The organism is Amycolatopsis sp. cg5 (assembly GCF_041346955.1).
Classification (GTDB): Bacteria; Actinomycetota; Actinomycetes; order Mycobacteriales; family Pseudonocardiaceae; genus Amycolatopsis.
Window position 1 is genome coordinate 3,255,190 of the sequence record NZ_CP166849.1, and the last position, 21,014, is coordinate 3,276,203.

Annotated in this window: 21 protein-coding genes and 1 pseudogene; 14 read left to right on the plus strand and 8 right to left on the minus strand. The window is 67.6% G+C overall.

What is annotated here, in order from left to right; translation table 11 throughout:
* Positions 1 to 92: 92 nt before the first annotated feature.
* On the plus strand, positions 93 to 608 hold the full coding sequence (locus AB5J62_RS14890; RefSeq protein ID WP_370948794.1) for a DUF4232 domain-containing protein: 516 nt from the start codon (positions 93 to 95) through the stop codon (positions 606 to 608).
* A 58-nt stretch (positions 609 to 666) separates the two neighbouring features.
* Here AB5J62_RS14890 and AB5J62_RS14895 read toward each other — a convergent pair whose 3' ends face one another.
* Entirely contained in the window at positions 667 to 1,500 is an 834-nt protein-coding gene (locus AB5J62_RS14895) for a glutamate ABC transporter substrate-binding protein (protein WP_370948795.1), read from the minus strand.
* An 86-nt stretch (positions 1,501 to 1,586) separates the two neighbouring features.
* Positions 1,587 to 2,171, minus strand: a complete 585-nt coding sequence (locus AB5J62_RS14900; RefSeq protein WP_370948796.1) for a TetR/AcrR family transcriptional regulator — start codon at positions 2,169 to 2,171, stop codon at positions 1,587 to 1,589.
* Between the two features lie 69 nt (positions 2,172 to 2,240).
* Here AB5J62_RS14900 and AB5J62_RS14905 point away from each other — a divergent pair, with 69 nt between their 5' ends.
* The 7 genes from AB5J62_RS14905 (at position 2,241) to AB5J62_RS14935 (ending at position 7,735) form a co-directional block, all read left to right on the plus strand.
* Positions 2,241 to 3,146, plus strand: a complete 906-nt coding sequence (locus tag AB5J62_RS14905) for an SDR family NAD(P)-dependent oxidoreductase (protein WP_370948797.1) — start codon at positions 2,241 to 2,243, stop codon at positions 3,144 to 3,146.
* Positions 3,143 to 3,796 carry a class I SAM-dependent methyltransferase gene (locus AB5J62_RS14910; RefSeq protein WP_370948798.1) on the plus strand — a complete coding sequence of 218 codons (654 nt, stop codon included), beginning with the start codon at positions 3,143 to 3,145 and terminating at the stop codon, positions 3,794 to 3,796. Before AB5J62_RS14905 ends, AB5J62_RS14910 begins: the two co-directional genes overlap by 4 nt.
* 147 nt (positions 3,797 to 3,943) lie before the next feature.
* Complete coding sequence (locus AB5J62_RS14915; protein ID WP_370948799.1) at positions 3,944 to 4,675, plus strand: hypothetical protein; 732 nt, start codon at positions 3,944 to 3,946, stop codon at positions 4,673 to 4,675.
* Between the two features lie 126 nt (positions 4,676 to 4,801).
* Complete coding sequence (locus AB5J62_RS14920; protein ID WP_370948800.1) at positions 4,802 to 5,173, plus strand: GntR family transcriptional regulator; 372 nt, start codon at positions 4,802 to 4,804, stop codon at positions 5,171 to 5,173.
* Entirely contained in the window at positions 5,170 to 6,051 is an 882-nt protein-coding gene (locus AB5J62_RS14925) for an ATP-binding cassette domain-containing protein (protein ID WP_370948801.1), read from the plus strand. Before AB5J62_RS14920 ends, AB5J62_RS14925 begins: the two co-directional genes overlap by 4 nt.
* The gene (locus AB5J62_RS14930) at positions 6,048 to 6,743 is read left to right on the plus strand and encodes a hypothetical protein (RefSeq protein WP_370948802.1); all 696 of its coding nucleotides are present in this window, start codon (positions 6,048 to 6,050) and stop codon (positions 6,741 to 6,743) included. Before AB5J62_RS14925 ends, AB5J62_RS14930 begins: the two co-directional genes overlap by 4 nt.
* A 128-nt stretch (positions 6,744 to 6,871) precedes the next feature.
* Complete coding sequence (locus AB5J62_RS14935) at positions 6,872 to 7,735, plus strand: IS5 family transposase (RefSeq protein ID WP_370948803.1); 864 nt, start codon at positions 6,872 to 6,874, stop codon at positions 7,733 to 7,735.
* A gap of 36 nt (positions 7,736 to 7,771) precedes the next feature.
* Here AB5J62_RS14935 and AB5J62_RS14940 read toward each other — a convergent pair whose 3' ends face one another.
* The 4 genes and pseudogenes from AB5J62_RS14940 to AB5J62_RS14955 form a co-directional block, all read right to left on the minus strand.
* Positions 7,772 to 8,236, minus strand: a complete 465-nt coding sequence (locus AB5J62_RS14940) for a MarR family winged helix-turn-helix transcriptional regulator (protein ID WP_370948804.1) — start codon at positions 8,234 to 8,236, stop codon at positions 7,772 to 7,774.
* A gap of 43 nt (positions 8,237 to 8,279) precedes the next feature.
* Entirely contained in the window at positions 8,280 to 10,013 is a 1,734-nt protein-coding gene (locus AB5J62_RS14945) for an alpha/beta hydrolase family protein (RefSeq protein WP_370948805.1), read from the minus strand.
* 284 nt (positions 10,014 to 10,297) lie between these two features.
* Positions 10,298 to 11,432: pseudogene (locus AB5J62_RS14950) on the minus strand (IS701 family transposase).
* A 90-nt stretch (positions 11,433 to 11,522) separates the two neighbouring features.
* A complete protein-coding gene (locus AB5J62_RS14955; protein ID WP_370948806.1) occupies positions 11,523 to 11,882 on the minus strand; it encodes a hypothetical protein in 360 nt (119 codons plus the stop codon).
* A 382-nt stretch (positions 11,883 to 12,264) separates the two neighbouring features.
* Between AB5J62_RS14955 and AB5J62_RS14960 the strand changes: the two genes are divergently transcribed.
* The 4 genes from AB5J62_RS14960 (at position 12,265) to AB5J62_RS14975 (ending at position 16,728) form a co-directional block, all read left to right on the plus strand.
* Entirely contained in the window at positions 12,265 to 14,604 is a 2,340-nt protein-coding gene (locus AB5J62_RS14960) for a SulP family inorganic anion transporter (protein WP_370948807.1), read from the plus strand.
* A gap of 189 nt (positions 14,605 to 14,793) precedes the next feature.
* Positions 14,794 to 14,925, plus strand: coding sequence for a hypothetical protein (locus AB5J62_RS14965; RefSeq protein WP_370948808.1), 132 nt, complete (start codon positions 14,794 to 14,796; stop codon positions 14,923 to 14,925).
* Between the two features lie 74 nt (positions 14,926 to 14,999).
* Complete coding sequence (locus tag AB5J62_RS14970; protein WP_370948809.1) at positions 15,000 to 16,238, plus strand: hypothetical protein; 1,239 nt, start codon at positions 15,000 to 15,002, stop codon at positions 16,236 to 16,238.
* 10 nt (positions 16,239 to 16,248) lie between these two features.
* Positions 16,249 to 16,728: a hypothetical protein gene (locus tag AB5J62_RS14975; protein WP_370948810.1), complete on the plus strand. Its 480-nt coding sequence runs from the start codon at positions 16,249 to 16,251 to the stop codon at positions 16,726 to 16,728.
* On the opposite strand, the gene AB5J62_RS14980 is transcribed toward AB5J62_RS14975, so the two are convergent.
* Both AB5J62_RS14980 and AB5J62_RS14985 read right to left on the minus strand, forming a co-directional pair.
* Positions 16,721 to 18,076, minus strand: coding sequence for an MFS transporter (locus AB5J62_RS14980; protein ID WP_370948811.1), 1,356 nt, complete (start codon positions 18,074 to 18,076; stop codon positions 16,721 to 16,723). The two genes, AB5J62_RS14975 and AB5J62_RS14980, sit on opposite strands and share 8 nt — an antisense overlap.
* Positions 18,073 to 19,671 carry a flavin-containing monooxygenase gene (locus tag AB5J62_RS14985; protein WP_370948812.1) on the minus strand — a complete coding sequence of 533 codons (1,599 nt, stop codon included), beginning with the start codon at positions 19,669 to 19,671 and terminating at the stop codon, positions 18,073 to 18,075. The genes AB5J62_RS14980 and AB5J62_RS14985 overlap by 4 nt, the downstream gene beginning before the upstream one ends.
* A 378-nt stretch (positions 19,672 to 20,049) precedes the next feature.
* Here AB5J62_RS14985 and AB5J62_RS14990 point away from each other — a divergent pair, with 378 nt between their 5' ends.
* Both AB5J62_RS14990 and AB5J62_RS14995 read left to right on the plus strand, forming a co-directional pair.
* Positions 20,050 to 20,241, plus strand: coding sequence for a hypothetical protein (locus AB5J62_RS14990; RefSeq protein WP_370948813.1), 192 nt, complete (start codon positions 20,050 to 20,052; stop codon positions 20,239 to 20,241).
* A 74-nt stretch (positions 20,242 to 20,315) separates the two neighbouring features.
* Positions 20,316 to 21,014, plus strand: coding sequence for a sensor domain-containing protein (locus AB5J62_RS14995; protein ID WP_370948814.1), 699 nt, complete (start codon positions 20,316 to 20,318; stop codon positions 21,012 to 21,014).

Sequence of the window (21,014 nt, forward strand, 5' to 3'; positions counted from 1 at the left end):
TCCGGACGCATCCGAACGGCTCGGTGAACATCTTTCCCAGTGAGGGCACAAACGGTGAATCGATCTCGATTCGCAACACTGAGGAGAACCAGATGAACATCAAGTTCAAGGCAGTCGCCGGTCTCGCCGTGGCCACGGCCGGGGTCGTACTGCTGGCTCCCGCGGCTTCGGCGAACCCGTCCGACAAGCCGTGCGACATCTCCGACCTCACTGTCACGGTCACCCCGGATCCCACCTCGGCGGCCGGCCAGCAGGCCTACGTGATCCACTACGCCGCCGCGGGCGAGCACACCAACTGCAAGCTGCAGGGCATCCCGACCGTGGTCACCTTCACCAAGGGCAGCGGGCACAGCGAGGGCGACGGCAGCGGCATCGTCGTCGTCCCGGACGACCCGTCCGGCGACAGCTACATCCCGGTCAACGTCCAGCCCGGCAAGCCCGCGGAGTCCCGGATCCTGATGGCCTCCCAGGCGCCGGTCACCTTCGTGCCCAGCGCGGTGAACCTGAACCTGCCGAGCGCCCACGGCGACACCGTCACCGTCGGCTGGCCGACCGGCGCGCCGCTGAAGGGCGACTCCGTCGAGGTCACGGCGGTCTCCCCGGCCTGACCCAGTGCCGGGATAAAGCGGGCTTTACTCCGCGGAGTAAAGCCCGCTTTATCCCGGCTTAGCCGTTGATCGCGGGCGGCGCCGGGATCGTGTAGCCGGACGGGCCCAGGTTGGCCTGCAGTGAAGCACGCCAGGCGCCGCTCGCGATCATCTTCCGCAGCGCTTCGTTGATCTTGGACCGGCTCGCGGCGTCGTCCTTGCGCAGGCCGATCCCGTACGCGCGCTGGGTGAACGGCTTGTCGACCACCTTGAGCAGTTCCGGATGCTGCCCGGCATAGCCGCTGAGGAGCGCGTTGCCGGTGGTGATGGCGTCGACGAGATTGGCGAGCAGCGAGGACACGCAGTCGGAATACTGCTTGTACTGCACCAGTTTCGTGTCGTGGGCGAACGTGTCCTTCACGTACTGGGCCGAAGTGGACTCGCTGACCGTGCACAATCTCTTGCCGTTGAGCGACTGCGGGCCGGTGATCGAGTTGTCGGTGCGCCGCACGAGCAGGTCCTGGCCGTAGGGGAGGTAAGGCCCCGCGAAAGCCACCTGCCGCTTGCGCTCTTCGTCGATCGTGTAGGCGCCGACGACGAAGTCCACCGCGCCGCCGGTGATGAAGTTCTCCCGGTTGGCCGGGCGGGTCTCCACCCAGGTGATGTCTTCCGGTTCGACGCCGAGTTCGGCGGCTATGTACCGGGCGACGTCGATGTCGAAGCCCTCGTAAGTCTTGTTAAGCGTCTTAAGGCCCATGCCGGGCTGGTCGAACCGGATCCCGATGGTGAGCTTGCCCGCGTCCGCGGAGGCGAGCGTGTTGCCAGGGCGAGGAGGCTCGCCGCCGCAGCCGGTCATCGTCGCGGCGGCCACCAGTACGCACAGGGTGGCCCGCCATGAACGTCGCAGCCTCATTCGCCGTGCTTCTCCTCGATGTCGGAGCGAAGATCGTATGGGCTCTTCGTCCGGCGAGGTGGCTACTGCACGAAACCCGGCGGTCGTCAGAGCTTGGGCCAGCCGCGGCGCAAATGGGTGAAAGCCGTGTCCAGCGCGGCGGGCGGGTCGGGCTCCGTGCCCGCGATGTCGGGGATTTCCAACACATAGCGCGCGAGCAGGCGTAGTGAGAGGTCGCCCGCGTTCTGGCCGGTCTGCTCGGCGATGACGTTGACGAGCGCGGTTTCGCAGCCGGTCCACAGTGTCCTGGCGTAAGCGCGCAACGCCGGCGTCGAGACGACGAGTTGCGCGACCGCGCGGGCCTTCGGGTCTGGGGCGGGGTCGAACGGTCCTCGTGTGGCGAGAAAGTCTTGGAGCGCTTGCAGGATCGAGACGCCTCTCGCGCGCTCGCGCACCGCGGCGGTCAGGGCCTGCTCGCGTTCGGCGCCGTCGCCGAGCACCAGCGCTTCCTTGCCGCCGGGGAAGTGCACGAACAGCGTCGACACCGCCGTGTCGGCCGCTTCGGCGATCTCGGCGACGGTGACCTTGTCGAACCCGCGCTCCAGGAACAGTCGTCGCGCGGCGGCGGAGAGCGCTTGGCGCGTGGCGGCTTTCTTGCGCTCGCGCCGTCCCGGCACCTGCGTGGGGTCCATGACGTCACCGTACGCCAAAGTCGGAGTGTGTACAATTTCGGAGTCATTCCGACTTTGAGGGGGACTGTCATGCAGTGGGACGTCCGTCGGCTGCCGCGAGCCGATAGCAAGAAATTCCTGGTCACCGGCGGCAACGCGGGCATCGGGTACTTCGTCGCCGAGCAGCTCGCCACCACCGGGGCGACCGTCGTTCTCGGCAGCAGGGACGCCGCGAAGGCCGCGGCCGCGATGGCCTCGATCCGTTCCCGTGTGCCAGGGGCGCGCCTGTCCCACCTTCAGCTGGACCTCGCCTCGCTCAAGTCCACAGTGGACGAACTGGATCACCTCGACGCGGTCGTCTGCAACGCCGGCGTGCTGCTCGACCAGCCGGAGCGACGCGAAACCGAGGATGGCCACGAGCTGATGTTCGCCACCAATCACCTCGGGCACTTCGCGCTGATCGGCAGGCTGGCGCCCTTGCTGTCCGGCGGGCGCGTCGTGACGACCGGCAGTTTCACGGCGAAATCGGTGCGACTGGACCTCGGCGACCTCCAGTCCGCGCGCGACTATCGGCCGAAGGACGCGTACGCGCGCTCGAAGCTCGCGCAAATGCTGTGCGGGTTCGAACTCGACCGCCGCCTCCGTGCCGCCGGCCACGCGACGATGAGCGTGGTGACCCACCCTGGCGGCGCGCTCGACTCCCTCACGCCGTCGCGGCCACCGGTCCACCTCCAGACGGCCGGTCAACGCCTGCGCGGCCTCCCTGCCGGGATTCTCTTGCAGGGTAAGGAAGCGGGTGCGTGGCCTGCCGTGCGAGCGGTGCTCGACCCTTCCGTCCAGGGCGGTCAGCTCTGGGGACCACGGGTGTTCGGACTCCGCGGCGAACCCAGGCTCGAAGCCGTCCAAGGGGTGTTCGCCGACAAGGAACTCGCCGCCCGGGTGTGGTCCGCCAGCGTCGACCTCACCGGCGTCGACCCCCTAGAGTCGCGGCCATGATTGAGCAGCCCGCTGATCTCGAAGCCGTGCGCGACTCCTACGACCGCGTCGCCGACAACTACATCGACATGGTGGTGACGACAGGGCTCGGCGACATCCGTACCCACCCGTGGTTAAGCGCCGTGATGGACGTGTTCGCCGACGCCGTCCGTGAGCTGGGACCCGTGCTCGACGTCGGCTGCGGACCGGGCACGGTCACCGGCTACCTGGCCGAACGCGGCGTCGACGTCACCGGAGTGGACCTGTCGCCCCGCATGATCGAGCACGCGCGTCGCCTTTATCCGGACTGTGAGTTCAGGGTCGGCTCGTCGACCGACCTCGAACTGGCCGAAGCGTCCTACGGCGGGCTGCTGGGCTGGTGGTCGTTGTTCAACCTGCCCCGTGACGTGCTGCCGCAGGTGCTGTCGTCGTTCGCGCGAGCACTGAAACCCAAGGGGCAGTTGATGATCGCGACGCACGTCGGCGACGGCGACAGGGAGCGCACCGAGGCGTACGGGGGAGTCCCGGTCACCTGGACGACGTATCTGTGGCGACCCGAACAGCTCGTGGAGCTGCTCGAGCAAGCCGGGCTGCGGCCGACCGCCGAGCTTCGGCTTCCGCCCGACGGGCCGATCGGCCCGACCGTCGTGCTCGTCGCGGAACGACCTTGATCTAGTCGTTACCGGGGCAGGCAACCCCGGCCATGGCCGTGCGTCTTAGGGGTGTCGGAACAAGGGAAACCGCTGGGGGAACAGCAAAAGGGCCCGGTTGACGACATTCATTTCTTTCATTCGCATACGAACCATGGGGAGAAGACTGTGCGCATCAAGAACGCCGCCGTTTCCGGTATGACGATCGGCTTGCTGGCCCTGTCCGCGGGAACCGCACTCGCGGCCCCGACGAGCGGTCCCTCGCTGAAGCTCTCGCCGAACACCGCTCATGTCGGCGCGGAGGTGACCGTCACCGCGCTGTGCGACGGCGGCGCGGTGAGCGCGCTCGACGCCGACGTGCTGGGAATCCACCACAGTTCCAAGGAATCGAAGGTCACCTACGTCGGCAAGGTGCGCGACCTCGCACCGGGCGTCTACGACGTCTCGTTGACCTGTTCGTACCCCGAACAGGCCGCCAGGCACATCTCGACGAGGTTCCACCTGGTGCCGCCGACCACGCCGAACGCGCTCGTCTACGCGTCGCCGTCGGTCGGCAAGCCGGGTGACACCGTCAAGGTCCAGGGCGTCTGCACCGGGGCTGACGGCTACGTGGTGATCTCCGGCGCGCTGGGCGTCACCTGGTCCGGCTTCAAGGACCCGAAGGGCAAGTTCGCCGACAACGCGGTGGTGAAGGACATCGCGCCCGGCATCTACGACCTGAAGGTCAACTGCTTCGAGCCGGACGGCTCGACGCTGTCCGCGCACAACCGCTTCACCGTCCAGGCGAAGGACGCGCCGAAGCAGGCGGAGCCGGTGCGCAAGGCCGTCGCGCCGGTGAAGCAGGTAGCGCAGGTGCCGAAGGGCGCCCCTCAGACCGGTGGTGGCGGCTTGGCCGCCTGATCACCGGAGCAAAAGAGAACCGCCGTCGGGGACTGGGGCCCGGCGGCGGTTCTTTTTCTTGACAGGACCCGCCCGAGCCGCCATGGTTAGTTACATGAGTAATGAACCGACGAACCGCAGTGCGCGGTGGTCGGCGTGAAGGACGACGGACGGCCGCTGTTCCTCCAGATCGCCGAGCAGATCGAGAACTCGATCGTCGACGGGAGCCTGGCCGCGGACACGCAGGTGCCCTCCACCAACGAACTCGCGGCCTTCCACCGGATCAACCCGGCGACCGCGGCGAAGGGCATCAACCAGCTCGTCGCCGACGGGATCCTCTACAAGAGACGAGGCATCGGCATGTTCGTCGCCACAGGCGCCCGCGCGGAGCTGCTGGAACGACGGCGCGGCGACTTCACGCGGCAGTTCCTCGCCCCGCTGATGGCGGAGGCGGGCAAGCTCGGCATGGACGCCGAGGAGATCAAGAAACTCATCGACGTCTGGGAGCCACAACCATGAACGTGGTGCGCACGAACGGTTTGACCAAGAGCTACGGCGCTCTCGACGCGCTAGCCGGGATCAGCCTGGAGCTGTCCGAGAACACGATCCACGGCCTGCTCGGCCGAAACGGCGCCGGCAAGACCACGCTGATGCGGATCCTCACCGGCCAGAGCTTCGAGACAGACGGCACGGTCGAGGTCTTCGGCCGGCACCCGTACGAGAACGCCGACGTGCTCTCGCAGGTCTGCTTCATCAAGGAAAGCCAGCACTACCCGGAAAAGTTCCGGGTGAGGCACGCACTGCGCGCCGCGGAACTGCTCTACCCGAACTGGGACAACGCGTACGCCTCGGCGCTACTGGCCGACTTCGCCGTCCCGGCGGACCAGCTGCTCGGCAAGCTCTCGCGAGGCCAGCTGTCGGCTGTCGGCGTGATCATCGGGCTGGCTTCGAGGGCGCCGTTGACCCTGTTCGACGAGCCGTACCTCGGCCTCGACGCCGTGGCACGCCAGCTTTTCTACGACCGGCTGCTCGCCGACTACGCCGAGCACCCGCGCACGATCGTGCTCTCCACGCACCTGATCGACGAGGTCAGCGACCTGATCGAACACGTCGTCCTGCTCGACCGCGGCCGGGTGCTCATCGACGCGGACGCGGAGTCCTTGCGCGGCGAGGCCGTCGCGGTCACCGGGCCGGCTGACGCCGTGGAACGCTTCGCCGCCGGATACGACGAAATCCACCGCGAACGCGTCGGCGGCTCCCTGCGCGTGATCCTCACCGGCGCTCCCGCCCGGTCCGAAGCCGGGCTGGACTTCGAGCCGGTTTCCCTGCAGCAGCTGGTCGTCCGCACCACCCAACGCAACGGCGTGCCGGTCGCCGCAGGGAAGGAATCCCGATGAAACGCGTACTCGACGTCGCACGGATCCAGCTGGTCAACTGGCCTGCCTTGATCGCCTATCCGCTGGCCGTGGTGGCCGCGATGCCCTTGCTGGGCTGGGTCATCGACATCTCCAACGGGGAGACGGCCACCGGCCCGCACGAGGTCTACCTGCTCCCGGTGGTCGGCGCGGTGGCGGCGGCGGGCCACCTGCAGACAATGACCCAGGTCTTCCCGTTCGCGCTCGGGCTGGGCGTGACGCGACGCAAATTCGCCGAGGCGACGGCGCTGGTCATCACGGCGCAGGCACTCGTTTTCGGCCTGGTGCTGGTGGGTTTCGGCGCCATCGAGCAGGGCACCGGCGGCTGGGGCCGTGAGGCCAGGATCTTCGCACCCGGCGCGATCCACGAGTACGGCCCGATCACGCGATGGCTCGCCTACACCGTGCCGATCATCGCGGTGTCCGCGATCTGCGTGCTGGCGGGTGTGGTGTTCCAGCGCTGGCGTCAGACCGGCATCTACCTCACGGTCTTCGGTGGTGCGGCGGCGTTGGCGGGAGCCGGTGCCTTGGCGACGTCGCAGGGCTGGTGGTCGTCGATCGGGCGATTCCTGGGCGGGCAGCCGTCGCTTGCCCTGTTCGCCGCCTACCCGCTCGCGTTCGCGCTGGTGCTTGGCGCCGGGGCCTGGCTGGTTTTGCGCCGCGCCACCGCCTAAGGGGTCGTGCGCGTTGCGGGCGGTTCTAAGAACCCGTCCTTGATGCCGGTTGCGGGTATAGGTCGGGCCTCTGCTAGTGATCTTGACACCACATCTTGATCATTTCCCAGCAGAGGCCCGGTCTCCCTTTGTACTCGATCATCGATCGGCCCACGTCAGCGGGTTGTCGTAGCCGTCGCTACCCCACCGACACCACCGACGCCGAGTGGGTGTTGCTTGAGCCGTTGCTGCCGCGCCCGGCGTGTGAGACCGCGGCGGGTGGCCGTCCGGAGAAACATCACCGCCGCGCGATCGTGGACGCGTTGCGGTATGTCACCGACAACGGCATCAAATGGCGTGCCCTGCCGTCGGACTTCCCGCCCTGGAAAACAGTGCACGGATTCTTTACCCGCTGGTCGAAGGCGGGGGTGTTCGAGAAGATCCGTGACCGGCTACGGGAGAAGATCCGGCTGCGCGCGAACAGGAACCCGGCACCGTCGGCGGCGGTGATCGACTCTCAATCGGTCAAAGCCGCCGAAACCGTCGGCAAACCTTCTCGCGGCTATGACGGCGGGAAGAAGATCGACGGCCGCAAACGCCACATCGCCACCGACACCCAAGGCCTACTACTGGTGGTGCTGGTCACCGCCGCCAACCTGCAAGACCGCTCCGCGGCCCGGCTGCTGCTGCCCGCGCTGCACGCCCTCCAGCGTGGCGTCACCTGGGTGTGGGCCGACGGCGGCTACACCAGCAAAGACCTTGTCCAGTGGACCAAAAAGACCTTGGGCATGACACTCGACATCGTCAAGAAAATCGTCGGCCAGAAAACATTCGTTCTCCTGCCCAGACGCTGGGTCGTCGAACGCACCTTCTCCTGGATCACCCAAGCCAGACGCAACGTCCGCGACTACGAACGCCTACCCGAACACTCCGAAGCCTTCATCAACCTCTCCATGATCACTATCATGACCAGGCGCCTGACCCGCCGAAAAAAGCGGGCCAAGACCACCTAACGAAGTTCCAAGACGGGTTCTAACCGCCCGCAACGCTCACGAGTCCTTCAAAGCGTGGCGCTGGTGCTCGGTGATGTCGTTGAGCACGCGCTTGAAGTGGCCGAATTCCTCGCGGCCGAGGCGTTTCGCGTGCCGGTTCTGGATGTCGGCCATGATGGCGTCGGCCGTGCGCATCTGGGCCAGCCCGCGTTCGGTGGGGCAGATCAGCTTCGCGCGGCGGTCGCTCGGGTCCGGTTTGCGCTCGACGTAGCCGAGTGTCTCCAGCTCGTCGATGAGCGTGCCGACGATTTGCTTGTGCTGCCCCGAAAGCCGGGACAGGTCGGTCGCGCGCACGCCGTCCGGGTCCAGGTAGGCGAGCACCGCGCCGTGCCGGTGCTTCAGGTCGTCGAAGCCCTGCTCGGCGAGCGTGGTGAACAGCTCGCGCTGGACCGCGAACAGGAGCCGTCCGGAAAGGACACCCAGGTCGGGGTCGGTCGCGTTCCGTTCCGCGCGGGTGACCATCGCCGTTCTCCTTTCGGGTCGCCGATCGTCACTGTATCGACCGTCAGCGGCGGGCGAGTTCGCGGCCGAGATGGTCGCGAAGATGGATTTCGATGAAGTCGCGCAGGTAGGGATCGTTCGCCAGCCGGTCGAAGGCCGCGGCCAGCGTGGGATCCGGTGCGGTGGTCAGGTGCACCACGCGCCAGACGTTGCGCGGATCGTCCTCCGGGCCGGTCACCGAATGCTCGACGTGGAAGATCGGCTGCCCGGCGCCCGCGGTGAACACGCGGCCGTCGGGTGCCTCGAAGCGCTCGGCGCCGACGAAGTACGCGCGCCGGTTCTCGTGGTCGAGGCGGACGTGCTCGATGATCGTCGCGTAGCGGTCGGGGTCGGCCCACAGCCGCTGGTCGGACACCCGGGTGAAGTCCTCGAAACGGCCATGCCACGTGCTCGGGAACTTCTCAGCGCTGCCCGGTTTCACCACCGACGGGATGAACTTGTCCGGCGCCGCCGCCTTGCGAACCTCCATGTCCCACAACAACTCCCCGGTGTACGCGAACGGCGGCCGCACCTCGTAGCGCTCGCGCAGCACCTCGTTCACGCGCACCGGCGGCAGCGCGACGGAAGTGGTGCCCGGGTCGTTCCAGGCCTGCTCCAGGATCGCCTCGTGGTCGAGCCGGCCGACCGCCCGCGCGATCCAGCCGGTGACTTCCGGCCAGACGGGGTGATACGGGTGGACCACGTCGAAGTGGGTGCCGCCCTCGACCTCGATGTACTGGGCGCCCTCGGTCTTTTCGACGTACCGACTGCTCCACGCGGCGGGCACGGCTTCGTCGGCGGTGCCGTGCACGGCGAGCACCGGGACACCCGCGCTCGGCAGCTCGAGCGGTGACGTCCAGTCGAAGTGGCCGTCGATCAGCAGCTTCGTGATCCCGTCACCCACCAGTTCGGCCACCGCCGGCCACACTTCGGGCCGTGCCGTCTCGGGCGCGTCCTTCGGCGGCTCGGCGTTCGGGTCGGCGAGCACCTTGCCGAACCCGGTCGCCTCGGCGGCGCGGAGATCGAGCGGCGCGCCGAGCGAGACCACGCCGACGGGAGTGATCTTGGGCGCGGCGCCCGGCGCCTCGGCCGGTAGTGCCGCGCGGTGACCCGCCCACGTCGCCAGGTGCCCGCCCGCGGAGTGACCGAGCAGCACGACGCGGCTGGTGTCGAGCGCCGGATCCATCCCGTCGAGCGCGTCGACGGCGGCGGCGATGTCGAGGAAGGTGCCAGGCCAGCCGCCACCCGGCTCGCCGATCCGGCGGTACTCGACGTTCCACACCGCGTAGCCCTTGGCGACCAGGTCGTCGACGACATCGGTGATCTGGCGCCGATCCCACATCGCCGCCCAGTATCCGCCGTGCACGACGGCCACGGCCGGGAACGGCCCGTCGCCCTCGGGTAGGTAAAGCTCGCCGACCTGCGAAGGCTCCGGTCCGTACGCGATCGTGCGGACCCGCCTGCCTGCCGGGTCGTCGTAGCGCACGCCGCGCTCGGCGCCGACCAGCGCGTCGATCGTGCCGAAGAACTCGGCGATGGCGGGCAGGTTCGCGCCTTTCGCCTTCGACTCGTCCCACGCGGCGTCGTCGGTCCATTCGACGAAGTCGAGCCAGGTGCGCTCGTCGATACGCACCAGGTTCGCGCTGACGAAGCCCCGCCGGTCGGACTGGAAGGCCTCGACCATGCCACGACGGGCGTCCAGCATCGCCCGCGTGCGCTCCGGCTTCACGGTGAAGGTCGTCATCTCGATGACGGACATCGGCAAACTCCTTAGTCACGAATCCTGATAGTCATGATACGTGACTAAGTTGCCGGATATTCCCGCCGCCCCGCAACCGCGAAGGGGTCGTGAGTGTTTGGACCGGTTAGTACTGCAACGGCAGTTAGGTGAGTGGGTAGCCGCGTCGTTTGTAGTGACTGAGGCGGGCTTGGTGTTGTCGTCGGCGGCGGAACCGGGACCAGGCCCAGATGTAGTCGGTGGCGTCGGCGACACGCAGGACCAGCTTGGTGAGCAGGCGACGGATCTCCGGTAGCTGAATCCGATCATGCCTGGCTCGTCGACACCGATTCCCCTTTTATGGCAAGGGATCTGGCGACGGCGAGCCAGGCGTGGGCGAGCATGGACAGGGTGATGTGGGCGTACCACGCTCGCCAGGACCGGACTTGGTAGTGGTCGAGCCCTGCTTCGTTCTTGGCTTGCTGGAAGCATTCCTCGATCCGCCAGCGGGACCCGGCGATCCACGCCAAGTCCAGCAGTGTCGAGCGGCGTGGTCCGTAGCAGACGTAGTAGGCGATCTCGGTCGGATCGGAGATCGAGCGGCGGGCGAGCAGCCAGTGCCCGCGACCGGCCTGCCAGCCGGTGCGGATCGGGGTCCTGGCCCAGTCGAATTCGCGGGGTCCGTGCGCGCCGGCGCCGACCGAGAGCCGCCGCCACGCCTTGGCTAAGCAGGTCCGCGACCAGCTCACCGGTCCGGGCCTTCTCGCCGTCGACGGTGGTCACGGTGTCGCTGATCTTCAGGGCCAGCACGTGGGCGGCGTCGCGGGCTTCGAGCCAGTCCCGCAGGTACTGGGCCTGCCCATAGGCCTCATCGGCGGTGACCCACGCGAACGGCACACCCGCGGCGAACGCCCGCTCGAGCATCGCCATCGCCTGCCGCGGCTTCGTCTCGAACTCGACCTCATCGGCAATCCCGGCCTTCCGGCAGCGGCCGCGATCAGCCAGCCACGACTCAGGCAGATACAACTCCCGATCGATCAGCACATGACCACGCGCGGACGCATACGCCAGGAACGTCCCGATCTGACAGTTCTCGATCCGCCCCGCGGTCCCCGAGTACTGACGCTGCACCCCCGCCGAACGGATGCCCTTCTTCAGAAACCCGGTCTCATCCACGATCAGCACACCACCGCGGTCACCGAGGTGCTCGACCACGTAGTCCCGCAGGTCGTCCCGCACACCGTCGACGTCCCAGTCCGCCCGCCGCAGCAACCGCTGCATCCCATCCGGGCACACCTCACCGGCCTGCTCGGCCAGCGTCCACCCGTTCTTGCGCTCCAACCCCGCGACCAGCCCGGACATGTAATCCCGGGCCCTGCCACGCGGCTCCGACCGCGCGAACCGGCCCGAAATCAGCTCATGCACACGATCCAACTCAGCCATCGCCACATCAACCACCACAACGATGATCTACCACACCACCACCAAGTGCCGTTGCAGTACTAACCGGCCGTACCACTCACGACCCCTGGTCGTTCGGGTGCGCGGAGATCAGCCGTGGCTGGCGGCGAAGCCCACGGCGACCCGGCCCTGGCCTTGTTTGCGCAGTTCGAAGCCGTACGCGACCGCGCCGGGATCGTTGCCGTGCAACGCTTTGACTCGCTCCCAGGTGTGGTCGCCCGGTTCGTCCGGGCGATACGGCGCCGACCAGAACTGCGGCGCGGTGCCGCCGCAGCTGCGGTGTCCCCAGAACTTCACGGTCTTGGTGTTGTCGGTGAACACGGTCTTCGCCGTGTCGTCGATGGTCCACCAGTCTTGGCAATGCGGGCTGCCCGCGTTCGCGGTGCCGGTCACGGCGAGGCCGCACAGCAATGCCGCCGCGACCGAGCCGCTCAACTTCCCCCAGTGCATCAAACAGTCTCCTTCTTCGAGTCGATGCGGCGAACTGTACCCGAAATGTCCGAGTCGGCAGGCGGCCTGGGCGGCTTCGCGGATTGACGTAAAGGTCACAGTGATTGGTCTGAGTTGACGGACTATCGGTGCCACTCGAAAGGCGGTTGACAAGATCAACTTGGCGAAGATCAACTACGAGGCGTGACGACTTCGTGCATATTGACCTCATTTGAGTGATCTTGGGTGTTCATTCGGTGGGACGCTTTAGTAAAGAAAGACGGGAGAGTTCTTTACTAATGGAACACTTCCACTTGGTTTTACGGTATCTATTGAGTGGTGGCCGTCACCGCGGCCGGCCGCCATCGACATCCATCGACCTCGATCACGGAGGAATCAAGCAATGAGCAAGGTGACCAGCGAACGCGAACACGCGCCACCGCCAGGTGCGGGCAAGTGGCGGTCGCTGCGGGAGAATCTGCGCTACGACGTTCCGGCGTCGCTGGTCGTGTTCCTCGTGGCGGTCCCGCTTTCGCTCGGTATCGCACTCGCGTCGGGCGCGCCGATCGTGGCAGGCCTGATCGCCGCCGTCATCGGTGGTGTCGTCGCGGGGGCGCTCGGTGGTTCGGTGCTTCAGGTCAGCGGTCCCGCCGCGGGGCTGACCGTGATCATGGCCGACACCATCAACACGTTCGGCTGGAAGACCACCTGCGCGATCACCCTGGTGGCGGGCGCGCTGCAGATCCTGCTGGGACTGAGCCGCATCGCGAGGGCCGCGCTGGCCATCTCGCCCGCGGTCGTGCACGGCATGCTCGCCGGTATCGGCGTGACGATCGTGCTCGCCCAGCTGCACGTGGTTCTGGGTGGTGGCCCGGAAAGCTCGCCGATCGCCAACGTCAAAGCCCTGCCTCAGCAGATCATCGAGCATCACGAACCCGCCGTGCTGATCGGCGTGCTCACGATCGTCGTGCTGATGCTCTGGGGCAAGATGCCGTCGGCGGTTCGCAAGATTCCCGGGCCACTGGCCGCGGTGCTGCTGGTGACGGTGCTCGCCGCCACGACCGGCATGGACGTCGCGAAGGTCGACACCCCCGCGAATCTGCTCGACATCCGTTTCGTGCCGCTGTTCCCGTCCTCCGGCTGGTTCCAGTTCGGCATGGCCGTGGTGACGATCGCGCTGGTGGCCAGCGTCGAGAGCCTGCTCTCGGCCGTGGCGACCGACAAGATGCACAAGGGGCGCCGCGCCGACCTCAACCGTGAGCTCATCGGGCAGGGCGCGGCGAACATGACCTCCGGCGCGCTGGGCGGCCTGCCGGTGACCGGCGTGATCGTGCGCAGTTCGACGAACGTGCAGTCCGGGGCGCGCACCAGGATGTCCGGGATCCTGCACGGTCTCTGGATCCTGCTGTTCGTCGTCGCTTTCGCTGGCCTGCTGCGCAACATTCCGCTCGCCGCGTTGGCCGGACTGCTGGTCTACGTCGGCGCGAAGCTGCTGAACCTCACGCACGCCAAGGAAATCCGGCGGCACGGCGACCTGCCCGTCTATCTGATCACGCTGGCCGGTGTGGTGTGCATCGACCTGCTGTCCGGGGTGATGATCGGGATCGGCGTCGCGGCCGTGCTCATGCTGCGCCGCCTGCTGTGGTCCGGCATTCACGCCGAGCCCGACGGCGACGGCTGGCGGGTCGTGGTCGAGGGCGCGCTCGCCGCGCTGTCGATTCCCCGGTTGTCACTGGTGCTCGGCGGATTGCCGCGCGGCAGCAAGGTGACGCTGGAACTCGTCGTCGACTACATGGACCACGCGGCGTTCGACACGCTGACCACCTGGCAGAAGGCGCACGAGAACAGCGGCGGCATCGTCATCGTGGACGAGGTCGGCCACCCGTGGTTCGAGCGGGGCAGGGCGGGGGAGCCGACCGTCCACAAGTCGAAGGCGAACCCGGTGGTGCCTCGCTGGTTCGCGCCGTGGTCGGACTGGCAGCAGGCGGAAGGCCCGTCGGTGACCGGCGCCAGCGTGCCGGTGCAGAGCTCGATGCGGCGTGGCACGGAAGAGTTCCAGCGGCGCACGTCGAAGCTGGTGCAGCCGACGCTGAGCAAGCTCGCGGATTCACAGCGGCCGCAGACCCTGTTCATCACCTGCGGCGACGCCAGGATCGTGCCCAACCTGATCACCACGAGCGGGCCGGGTGACCTGTTCACCGTGCGCAACATCGGCAATCTGGTGCCCGACAACGCGAGCAGCGCCGACGGCACGGACACCTCGATCGGCGCCGCGGTCGAGTTCGCGGTCGGTGTGCTGAAGGTGAGCGAGATCGTCGTGTGCGGACACTCGTCCTGTGGCGCGATGAAGGCGTTGCTGAACGGCGTGCCCGCCGGTGCGCCCGCGTTGAGTTCGTGGCTGCGGCACGGTGAAGCGAGCCTGGCCAGGTCGCGTTCGCATCCGGTCATCGGCATCGAGGGCGAGCAGACGCCGACCGGCGCCAACCAGCTCGCGCTGCACAACGTGCTGGAGCAGCTGGACCGGCTGCGGGAGTACCCGGTGGTCCGGCAGGCCGAAGCGCTCGGCGAACTCGAGCTGATCGGCATGTACTTCGACGTCGGCGGCGCGCAGGTGCATCTCTACGACACCCGCACGGGCGCCTTCAGCCCGACGGGCAAGTCCGTGCCGAGCGGCCGGGACGCGACGCTGGCGGCGCTGGCGACCAGGGGTCACATCATGCCGACGAATGGTTCGGCGGGCTAGAACTCCGCTATTCACGCGAAAGCCGGGTTCGGGAGGAATGTTTCCCGAGCCCGGCTTTCGCGACCCCTGAATTCGCCCCGATTTCGCTGATAAAAGTCACCTTGACGATCTCTTTGCAAATCCTTTACGTTGGGTTGGTGATGATCTCCAGGTCGTCACGTTCTCGCACACCCCATCCGGAGGTATGACATGGACAAGCTGGTCAAGCTCATCGCCAAGGACGACGTCTGGTCGAAGTGGGTCGCCGCGAACTCCGCTCCGGCCGCCGGCAAGGAAGGCTGCATTTCCAAGTCGAAGGAAGGCTGCATTTCCCGCGGCTGAGTCCAGCGTCGTGAGTGGTATGGCCGGTTCTAACCGGCCATACCACTCACGACACCTTCCGAGCATGGGTGGAGATGTCTATGCGGCCCTCGGCCGAGATGGTCGAAAAGATCCGGGGAATTCCGCTGTATCGCGACTCGCTCGAGTCCGGCGATTTCCCCATTCTCGAAAAGAGTGTCATCGCGCGGGGTTTCCCCGGCAATTGGATGACCCCGGAACTCAAGGAGGCGCTGGACACCGGCGCCGCGGAGTTCGTGCTGTCCACCGGGACGAACCACGCGCGCATGCAGTTGATCCGCCCGCCGTACTTCCTGCTCAAGTCGTATTACCGGCTGTGGAGCGAACATCCGGACATCGCGCACACCTGGGTGGCCGGGTGCCCCCGGGTGTCGATCACCACCGTGCTGGCCACCGAACACGTCGCGCGGGTGAACGCCAAAGCGCGCGGCGTGCAGCCCGCCGAGCGGCCGAGCCTGGAGGACCGGCGCCTCGACGAGCGGACGCTCTACCTCAACCAGCGCCTCGATCCCGCGCTGTGGTCGCGCGAGGACGTCGGCCGCATGCTCGACGAGATCGACCAGGCGCGCGCGACGCACCCGGAAGGGCGCTACCACCTGGACTGCTCCAGCTACCACCTCGCTCACCTGGTGCTGAAGGCTCGGGAGTGGGGACTGGCCGACCGCCTGCCGCAGCCCGACAGCATCGTGCACGCCTACGAGTACACGCCGGACAACGTCTCCCGGTTCCTGCGCGAGCACTTCGCCTGCCCGATCGTCGATCTGTTCGGCAGCACCGAACTCGGCTACCTCTACTACAGCGACCGGGACGGCCGGTATCACCCGTACCTGGATCAGATGCGGGTCGAGCTGGTCCCGGTCGAGCAGGGGAGCACGCTCTACAGCCTGATCGTGTCCAGCATCCGCAATCCCCACATGCCGCTGATCCGCTACCGCTCCGGCGACTGCGCCCGCACGGTCGACGGGACCCCGGACCCGGCGAGGATCGCCCGGTTCTGTGGCAGGGAAAAGGAACTCATCCGAGTCGGCTCGACGCTCGTCTGCCACGGCGACCTCGACCGGTGGATCGGCGAGCGCGCGTCATCGGTGTTCCTCTACCGCTTGCGGGTGGGTGAAGGAGCCGCTGCGGAGCTGGAGTACACGACCTTCGACGGCTCGCCGATCGAGGGCGGCGCGCTCGCCGAGGCGCTGGCCGAGCACCTCGAACTGTCCGTCGAACTCGTGCATCGCGAGCACATCCCGATCGGCAAGTCGGGCAAATACGCCTGGCTGCACCCGGATTCCCGAGACCACTAGGAGCGTTGCCATGTCCGTCGACCTGCGATCACTGCTGGGAGAAGGGCTCTACGACGAGACCGTCGCCTATTTCGCGCGCAAGACCGGCGAACCGGCCGAGTACGTCGAACGGCAGACCCTGGAATGCCTGCGGTACCTGTACTTGGTGTCCGCGCACCGCGCCGACCTCGCCGGGTTGTTCCTCCCGGTCGAGCAGGAGATCGACGAGATCTGGCACTACCTGATCCTGCAGACCGCCGAATACCGTGACCTGTGCGCCAGGCTGCCCGGCGGTTTCTTCATCGAGCATCGCAGCATCAGCTATTCCGAGTACCAGGCGGAGCCGCCGCGCGAGCAGGCCATCAGCGAGGCGTTGCGCTGGATCCCCTTGTACCAGAAGGAGTTCGGACAGTTCGACGAAGGCGCGCTGCCGCATTGGACGATGGTCCGTTTCCTGCACACGGAACTGGGCCTGTCCCTCGACGAGATCGGCGCGGCCGCCGTCAGCTGACCGAAGCGGCCACGCGGGTGTTCTTCACGGCGTAGGCGACGGCGAGTCCGGTGACGAGCTGCACCACCAGCACGACCCCGAACGACGTGGCCGCGAAGACCGTCCCGAGCACGGCCACCCCGATGGCCATCGAGCCCTGCTGGGTGGTCACCAGCACCCCGCCGCCGACACCCGCGTGCGTGGTGGGCACCGCGGCGAGCACCGAGATGTTCGCGGCGCCCACCACCAGCGCCTGGCCGAGACCGATCAGGACCAGACCGGGCAGCGCTGTCCACACAGGACCGTCCAGCCCCAGCCAGCCGAGCAGCCACGCGACACCGAGCGCCTGCACCAGCGCGCCGCACGACGTCGTGCGGTCGCCGAGACGCGACCGCAGGCCCGGCACCGCGAAGGACCCGAGCAGGAACGCCAGCGACATCGGGGCCACGGCCAGCCCGGCCGTCATCGGATCCAGGCCGAAGCCGTGCTGCAGCGTCAACGGCAGCGCGAACAGGAAACCGGCCCACGCGGCCAAGAACGGCGCGAGCAACAGCAACCCGCCACGCACCCGGGGTTCGGTGAGCACGGACGGCGGCAGCAACGGCGACGCCACGCGATTTTCCGTACGCCACAACGCGAACGCCACCACCGGCACGGCCGCCAGCAGCACGAACGTCCACCAAGGCCAGCCGAGCACCGGGCCGCGGTTGACCGGCACGAGCAGAAGCAGCACCAGCGAGCCCAGCAGCGCCGTGCCGCGCGGATCAAGCCCCGCCGGACGCTCGGATTTCGTGTCAGGAACCAGGAAAACGGCCAGTACGGCCGCCACCAGCCCCAACGGCAGGTTGATCAGGAACAGCAGCCGCCACGACGTACCCCACAGATCCGCGCGCAACAGCACCCCACCGAGCACCAGACCGAGAATCGCCGCCAGACCGCTCACCGCCGCATACCCGCTCATCGCCCGCGCGCGACGCTCCGGCGCGATCGCGGACTGGATGGTGCCGAGCACCTGCGGCGGAATCAACGCCGCCGTCGCACCCTGCGCGACCCTCGCCGCGATCAGCCAGCCGGGACCCGTCGCGAGCGCGCACAGCAGCGACGTCACGACGAAGCCCAGCAGCCCCACGACCAGCACCCGGCGGCGGCCGAACGCGTCACCGAGCCTGCCGCCGAGCACCAGCAGCAGTGTGAACGCGAGCCCGTACCCGGCGACGACGAGTTCGAGATCGGCGTTGGCGGCGCCCAGGTCCGTGCCGATCGTCGGCAGCGCGACGTTGACGATGAACGAGTCCATCATCGGCAGCAGCGTGCCCAGCAGCACGACGGCCAGCCCGGCGAGGGACAGCGGATGTTCGCGGCCGGTCACGGCGCGGTCAGCGTGAAGCCGCGGTAACCCTGCTGGGCGACCGATTCGCAGATCCCACGGTAGACGTCGAGCCCGCCCGAGTAGGGCATGAACACTCGCGTCTTGCCAGGCACATTCGCGCCGAGATAGTAGGAATCGGCGTGGCGGTACAAGGTTTTGGCCGCCGCTTCGGCGACTTGTCCGGTCCAATCCTCCTGCGCCGCCTGCTCGGCTTCGGCGTACAGCTGCCCGGTGGATCGCAGGTGCAGCAACAAATCCCTGATCCAAGCGACGTGATGTTCAATCGCCCTGAGCACGTTCGACAGCACCATCGTGCTGCCAGGACCGGTGATCGTGAACAGATTGGGGAACCCCGCCACCGACAGCCCCAGGTAACTGCCGGGCCCGCCGGCCCACTGCTTCTCCAGCGAGACGCCATTCCGTCCAGTGATGTCCATCCGCGTCAGCGCGCCCGTGAAAGCGTCGTAGCCGGTGGCGAACACGAGCACGTCGAGCGGATACGTCTGTTTCGCCGTGCGGACGCCGTCCTCGGCGATCTCTGCGATCGGCTCCTCGCGCAGGTCGACGAGCCGCACATGGTCGTGGTTGAACGTGCTGAAGTACCCGGAGTCCACGCAAAGCCGCTTGGTCCCGATGGGATGTCCACTCGGAACGAGCCGCTCCGCGGTTTCGGGGTCATCGACGGCCGCCCTGATCTTGGCGCGGACGAAGTCGGCCAGCAGCGCGTTGGCTTCGAGATCCCGCCCGGTGTCGGTGAACGTCGCGACGATCGAGGTCCCGCCCAACGCCCAGCGCTGGTCCAGCGCCGCCTCGCGGTCGACGGGATCGGTGTCCAGGATCGGCTGCCCGGTCCCCGTCACCGGATGCCCGAACCGCGTCGTGCTCGCCAGCCGGACCCGTTCCTCGTACCTCGCCGGTTCGGCCGCCAGCTCGGCCTCCTCGAGTTTCCGGTTCCCCGCCGGGACGCTGAAGTTCGCGGTCCGCTGGAAGACCACCAGCTCAGCGGCCAGCGCGGCGAGTTCGGGGATCACCTGAATGCCGGAGGACCCGGTGCCGATGACCCCGACTCGCTTGCCCGCCAGCTCGACCGGTTCGTGCGGCCACCGGCCGGTATGCAGCTGCGTGCCTTGAAACCGCGAGGATTCCGGCACCTGCGCGGCCGACATGCAGCCGACGGCGGAGACGAGGAACCGGCAGCGGTACTCGCCGCGGTCGGTGCGCACCAGCCAGGTGGCGGACTCCTCGTCGAACGCGGCCCCGGTGACCCGCGTGCCGAAGCTGATCAGCGGCAGCACGCCCGCCCGCTCGGCGAAGTGTTCGGCGTAGCGCAGGATTTCCGGCTGACCCGCGAACCGTTCGGACCAGTGCCATTCCCGGTGCAGGTCACGATCGTGGAGGTAGCAGTAGTCGAGACTCTCGATGTCACAGCGCGCTCCGGGATACCGGTTCCAGTACCAGGTTCCGCCGACCCCGTCCCCGGTTTCGAAGCCGTGACAGGAAAAGCCGTGCTTACGCAGTTCCGAGAGCATGTGCAGGCCGGCGAACCCGGCCCCGATCACGATGGCGTCGTAGTCGATCGGCGCGTCATCGCTCAAGGGTCTTCCTCTCCTCGCCCTACTCCGGTCAGGCGAAAGAGGCCGAACCCCACCGCCAAGATCGACTATAGCGGCAAAACGGACATCTTGGCCGATAGGTTCTCCGGCTCAGTTCCGTGCGACTGCAGCGTCACTGCAGCACCCGTTGCCACGATCCCGTCATGGACAAGTTTCGCACTCGCCGCGCCAGGGCTGCGGTTGTCGTCGTCGCGGCGACCGTGGCCACGATTGTTTCGGCGGCCCCGTCCGCGCTGGCGGCCGACCCCAGCACTCCGTTCCGTCTCACGTACGGCGCGAGCTACGGCGTCGGCAAGATCCGCTGGCACGCCCGATCCGTCGATCTCGACGTCACGGTCAAGGCCCACGGGCTACCGCCGAGTGCAGGCGATCGCCTACGACAGCAACGGCAACGCGCACTGGCCTGTGGGCATCGGCGCGGAAGACACGACCTACACCGAGAGCGTCAATATCCTGCAAAATGTCGTGGGTGGCCCGGCCCGCGTCGAGCTCGAGTTCTGGGACGTAGACGCGAACGTGATCCGCGACCGGGAGGTCCTCCGCCGCCCCTGACCGTTTCATCGAGATTTCATCGCCCCGCTCTACCTTGCGTGCGCCAGAGGAATTCGCCGGGCGCAGGGGACGAGATGACCGATCAGCCGCCGAAGAAACGCCGTATCGCAAGGCTTTTCGCCACGACACGCCGCAGATGGGCCTTGGTGCTGGTGGTGAACTGCCTGGTGCTGACCGGGATCGGCTTGTGGGCCTTCTGGCCGCAGGCGGTGCGCCTGCTGCCCGGCTCGGTGCAGGCGAGCGTGCTGCCGATCGAGGAAGCGGGCGCGGTGCTCGGCGTCACGCTGCTGTCGAGCACCGACTCGACCGAACCACCGCCGGAACTGGCCACGACTCCGGAGAGCTGCAAGGCGGCCGTGGGTCCGGCGACGAGGGCGGTGTACGGCGGCGGGTGGACGAAGTTCTACTCGGCGACATATCAGGACTCGGCGGACGTGGCCGACCACGTGGTGATCCAGGTGCTGGGCACCTACCCGGACGGCAAGCAGGCAGGCGAGGTCTTCACCACGCTGAGCAAAGCGGTCAGCGGCTGCGAGTCGGCCACCCGTACGGCCGGGGGCGCCAGCTCGAAATGGCTTTACGAGGCGGACGAGACGACCCCGGACACGCTCACGTGGAGCGCGTTTCAGTCCGGCGGCGGTGAGTGGGGCTGCTACCGCCAGGCGAAACTGAAAGGCAGCACGGTGTTGCAGGCGGCGGTCTGCCAGAGCGGTTTCGGCGCACCCGCGGCCGCGAAGATCGCCGAGAAGTTCGCCGCCAAGGTGGGTCAGTGA

Bases quoted from the DNA above. Each gene is read 5' to 3' on its own strand.
- AB5J62_RS14890 (WP_370948794.1), top strand. From the start codon at position 93: ATGAACATCAAGTTCAAGGCAGTCGCCGGTCTCGCCGTGGCCACGGCC.
- AB5J62_RS14895 (WP_370948795.1), bottom strand. From the start codon at position 1,500: ATGAGGCTGCGACGTTCATGGCGGGCCACCCTGTGCGTACTGGTGGCC.
- AB5J62_RS14900 (WP_370948796.1), bottom strand. From the start codon at position 2,171: ATGGACCCCACGCAGGTGCCGGGACGGCGCGAGCGCAAGAAAGCCGCC.
- AB5J62_RS14905 (WP_370948797.1), top strand. From the start codon at position 2,241: ATGCAGTGGGACGTCCGTCGGCTGCCGCGAGCCGATAGCAAGAAATTC.
- AB5J62_RS14910 (WP_370948798.1), top strand. From the start codon at position 3,143: ATGATTGAGCAGCCCGCTGATCTCGAAGCCGTGCGCGACTCCTACGAC.
- AB5J62_RS14925 (WP_370948801.1), top strand. From the start codon at position 5,170: ATGAACGTGGTGCGCACGAACGGTTTGACCAAGAGCTACGGCGCTCTC.
- AB5J62_RS14930 (WP_370948802.1), top strand. From the start codon at position 6,048: ATGAAACGCGTACTCGACGTCGCACGGATCCAGCTGGTCAACTGGCCT.
- AB5J62_RS14940 (WP_370948804.1), bottom strand. From the start codon at position 8,236: ATGGTCACCCGCGCGGAACGGAACGCGACCGACCCCGACCTGGGTGTC.
- AB5J62_RS14945 (WP_370948805.1), bottom strand. From the start codon at position 10,013: ATGTCCGTCATCGAGATGACGACCTTCACCGTGAAGCCGGAGCGCACG.
- AB5J62_RS14955 (WP_370948806.1), bottom strand. From the start codon at position 11,882: ATGCACTGGGGGAAGTTGAGCGGCTCGGTCGCGGCGGCATTGCTGTGC.
- AB5J62_RS14960 (WP_370948807.1), top strand. From the start codon at position 12,265: ATGAGCAAGGTGACCAGCGAACGCGAACACGCGCCACCGCCAGGTGCG.
- AB5J62_RS14965 (WP_370948808.1), top strand. From the start codon at position 14,794: ATGGACAAGCTGGTCAAGCTCATCGCCAAGGACGACGTCTGGTCGAAG.
- AB5J62_RS14970 (WP_370948809.1), top strand. From the start codon at position 15,000: ATGTCTATGCGGCCCTCGGCCGAGATGGTCGAAAAGATCCGGGGAATT.
- AB5J62_RS14975 (WP_370948810.1), top strand. From the start codon at position 16,249: ATGTCCGTCGACCTGCGATCACTGCTGGGAGAAGGGCTCTACGACGAG.
- AB5J62_RS14995 (WP_370948814.1), top strand. From the start codon at position 20,316: ATGACCGATCAGCCGCCGAAGAAACGCCGTATCGCAAGGCTTTTCGCC.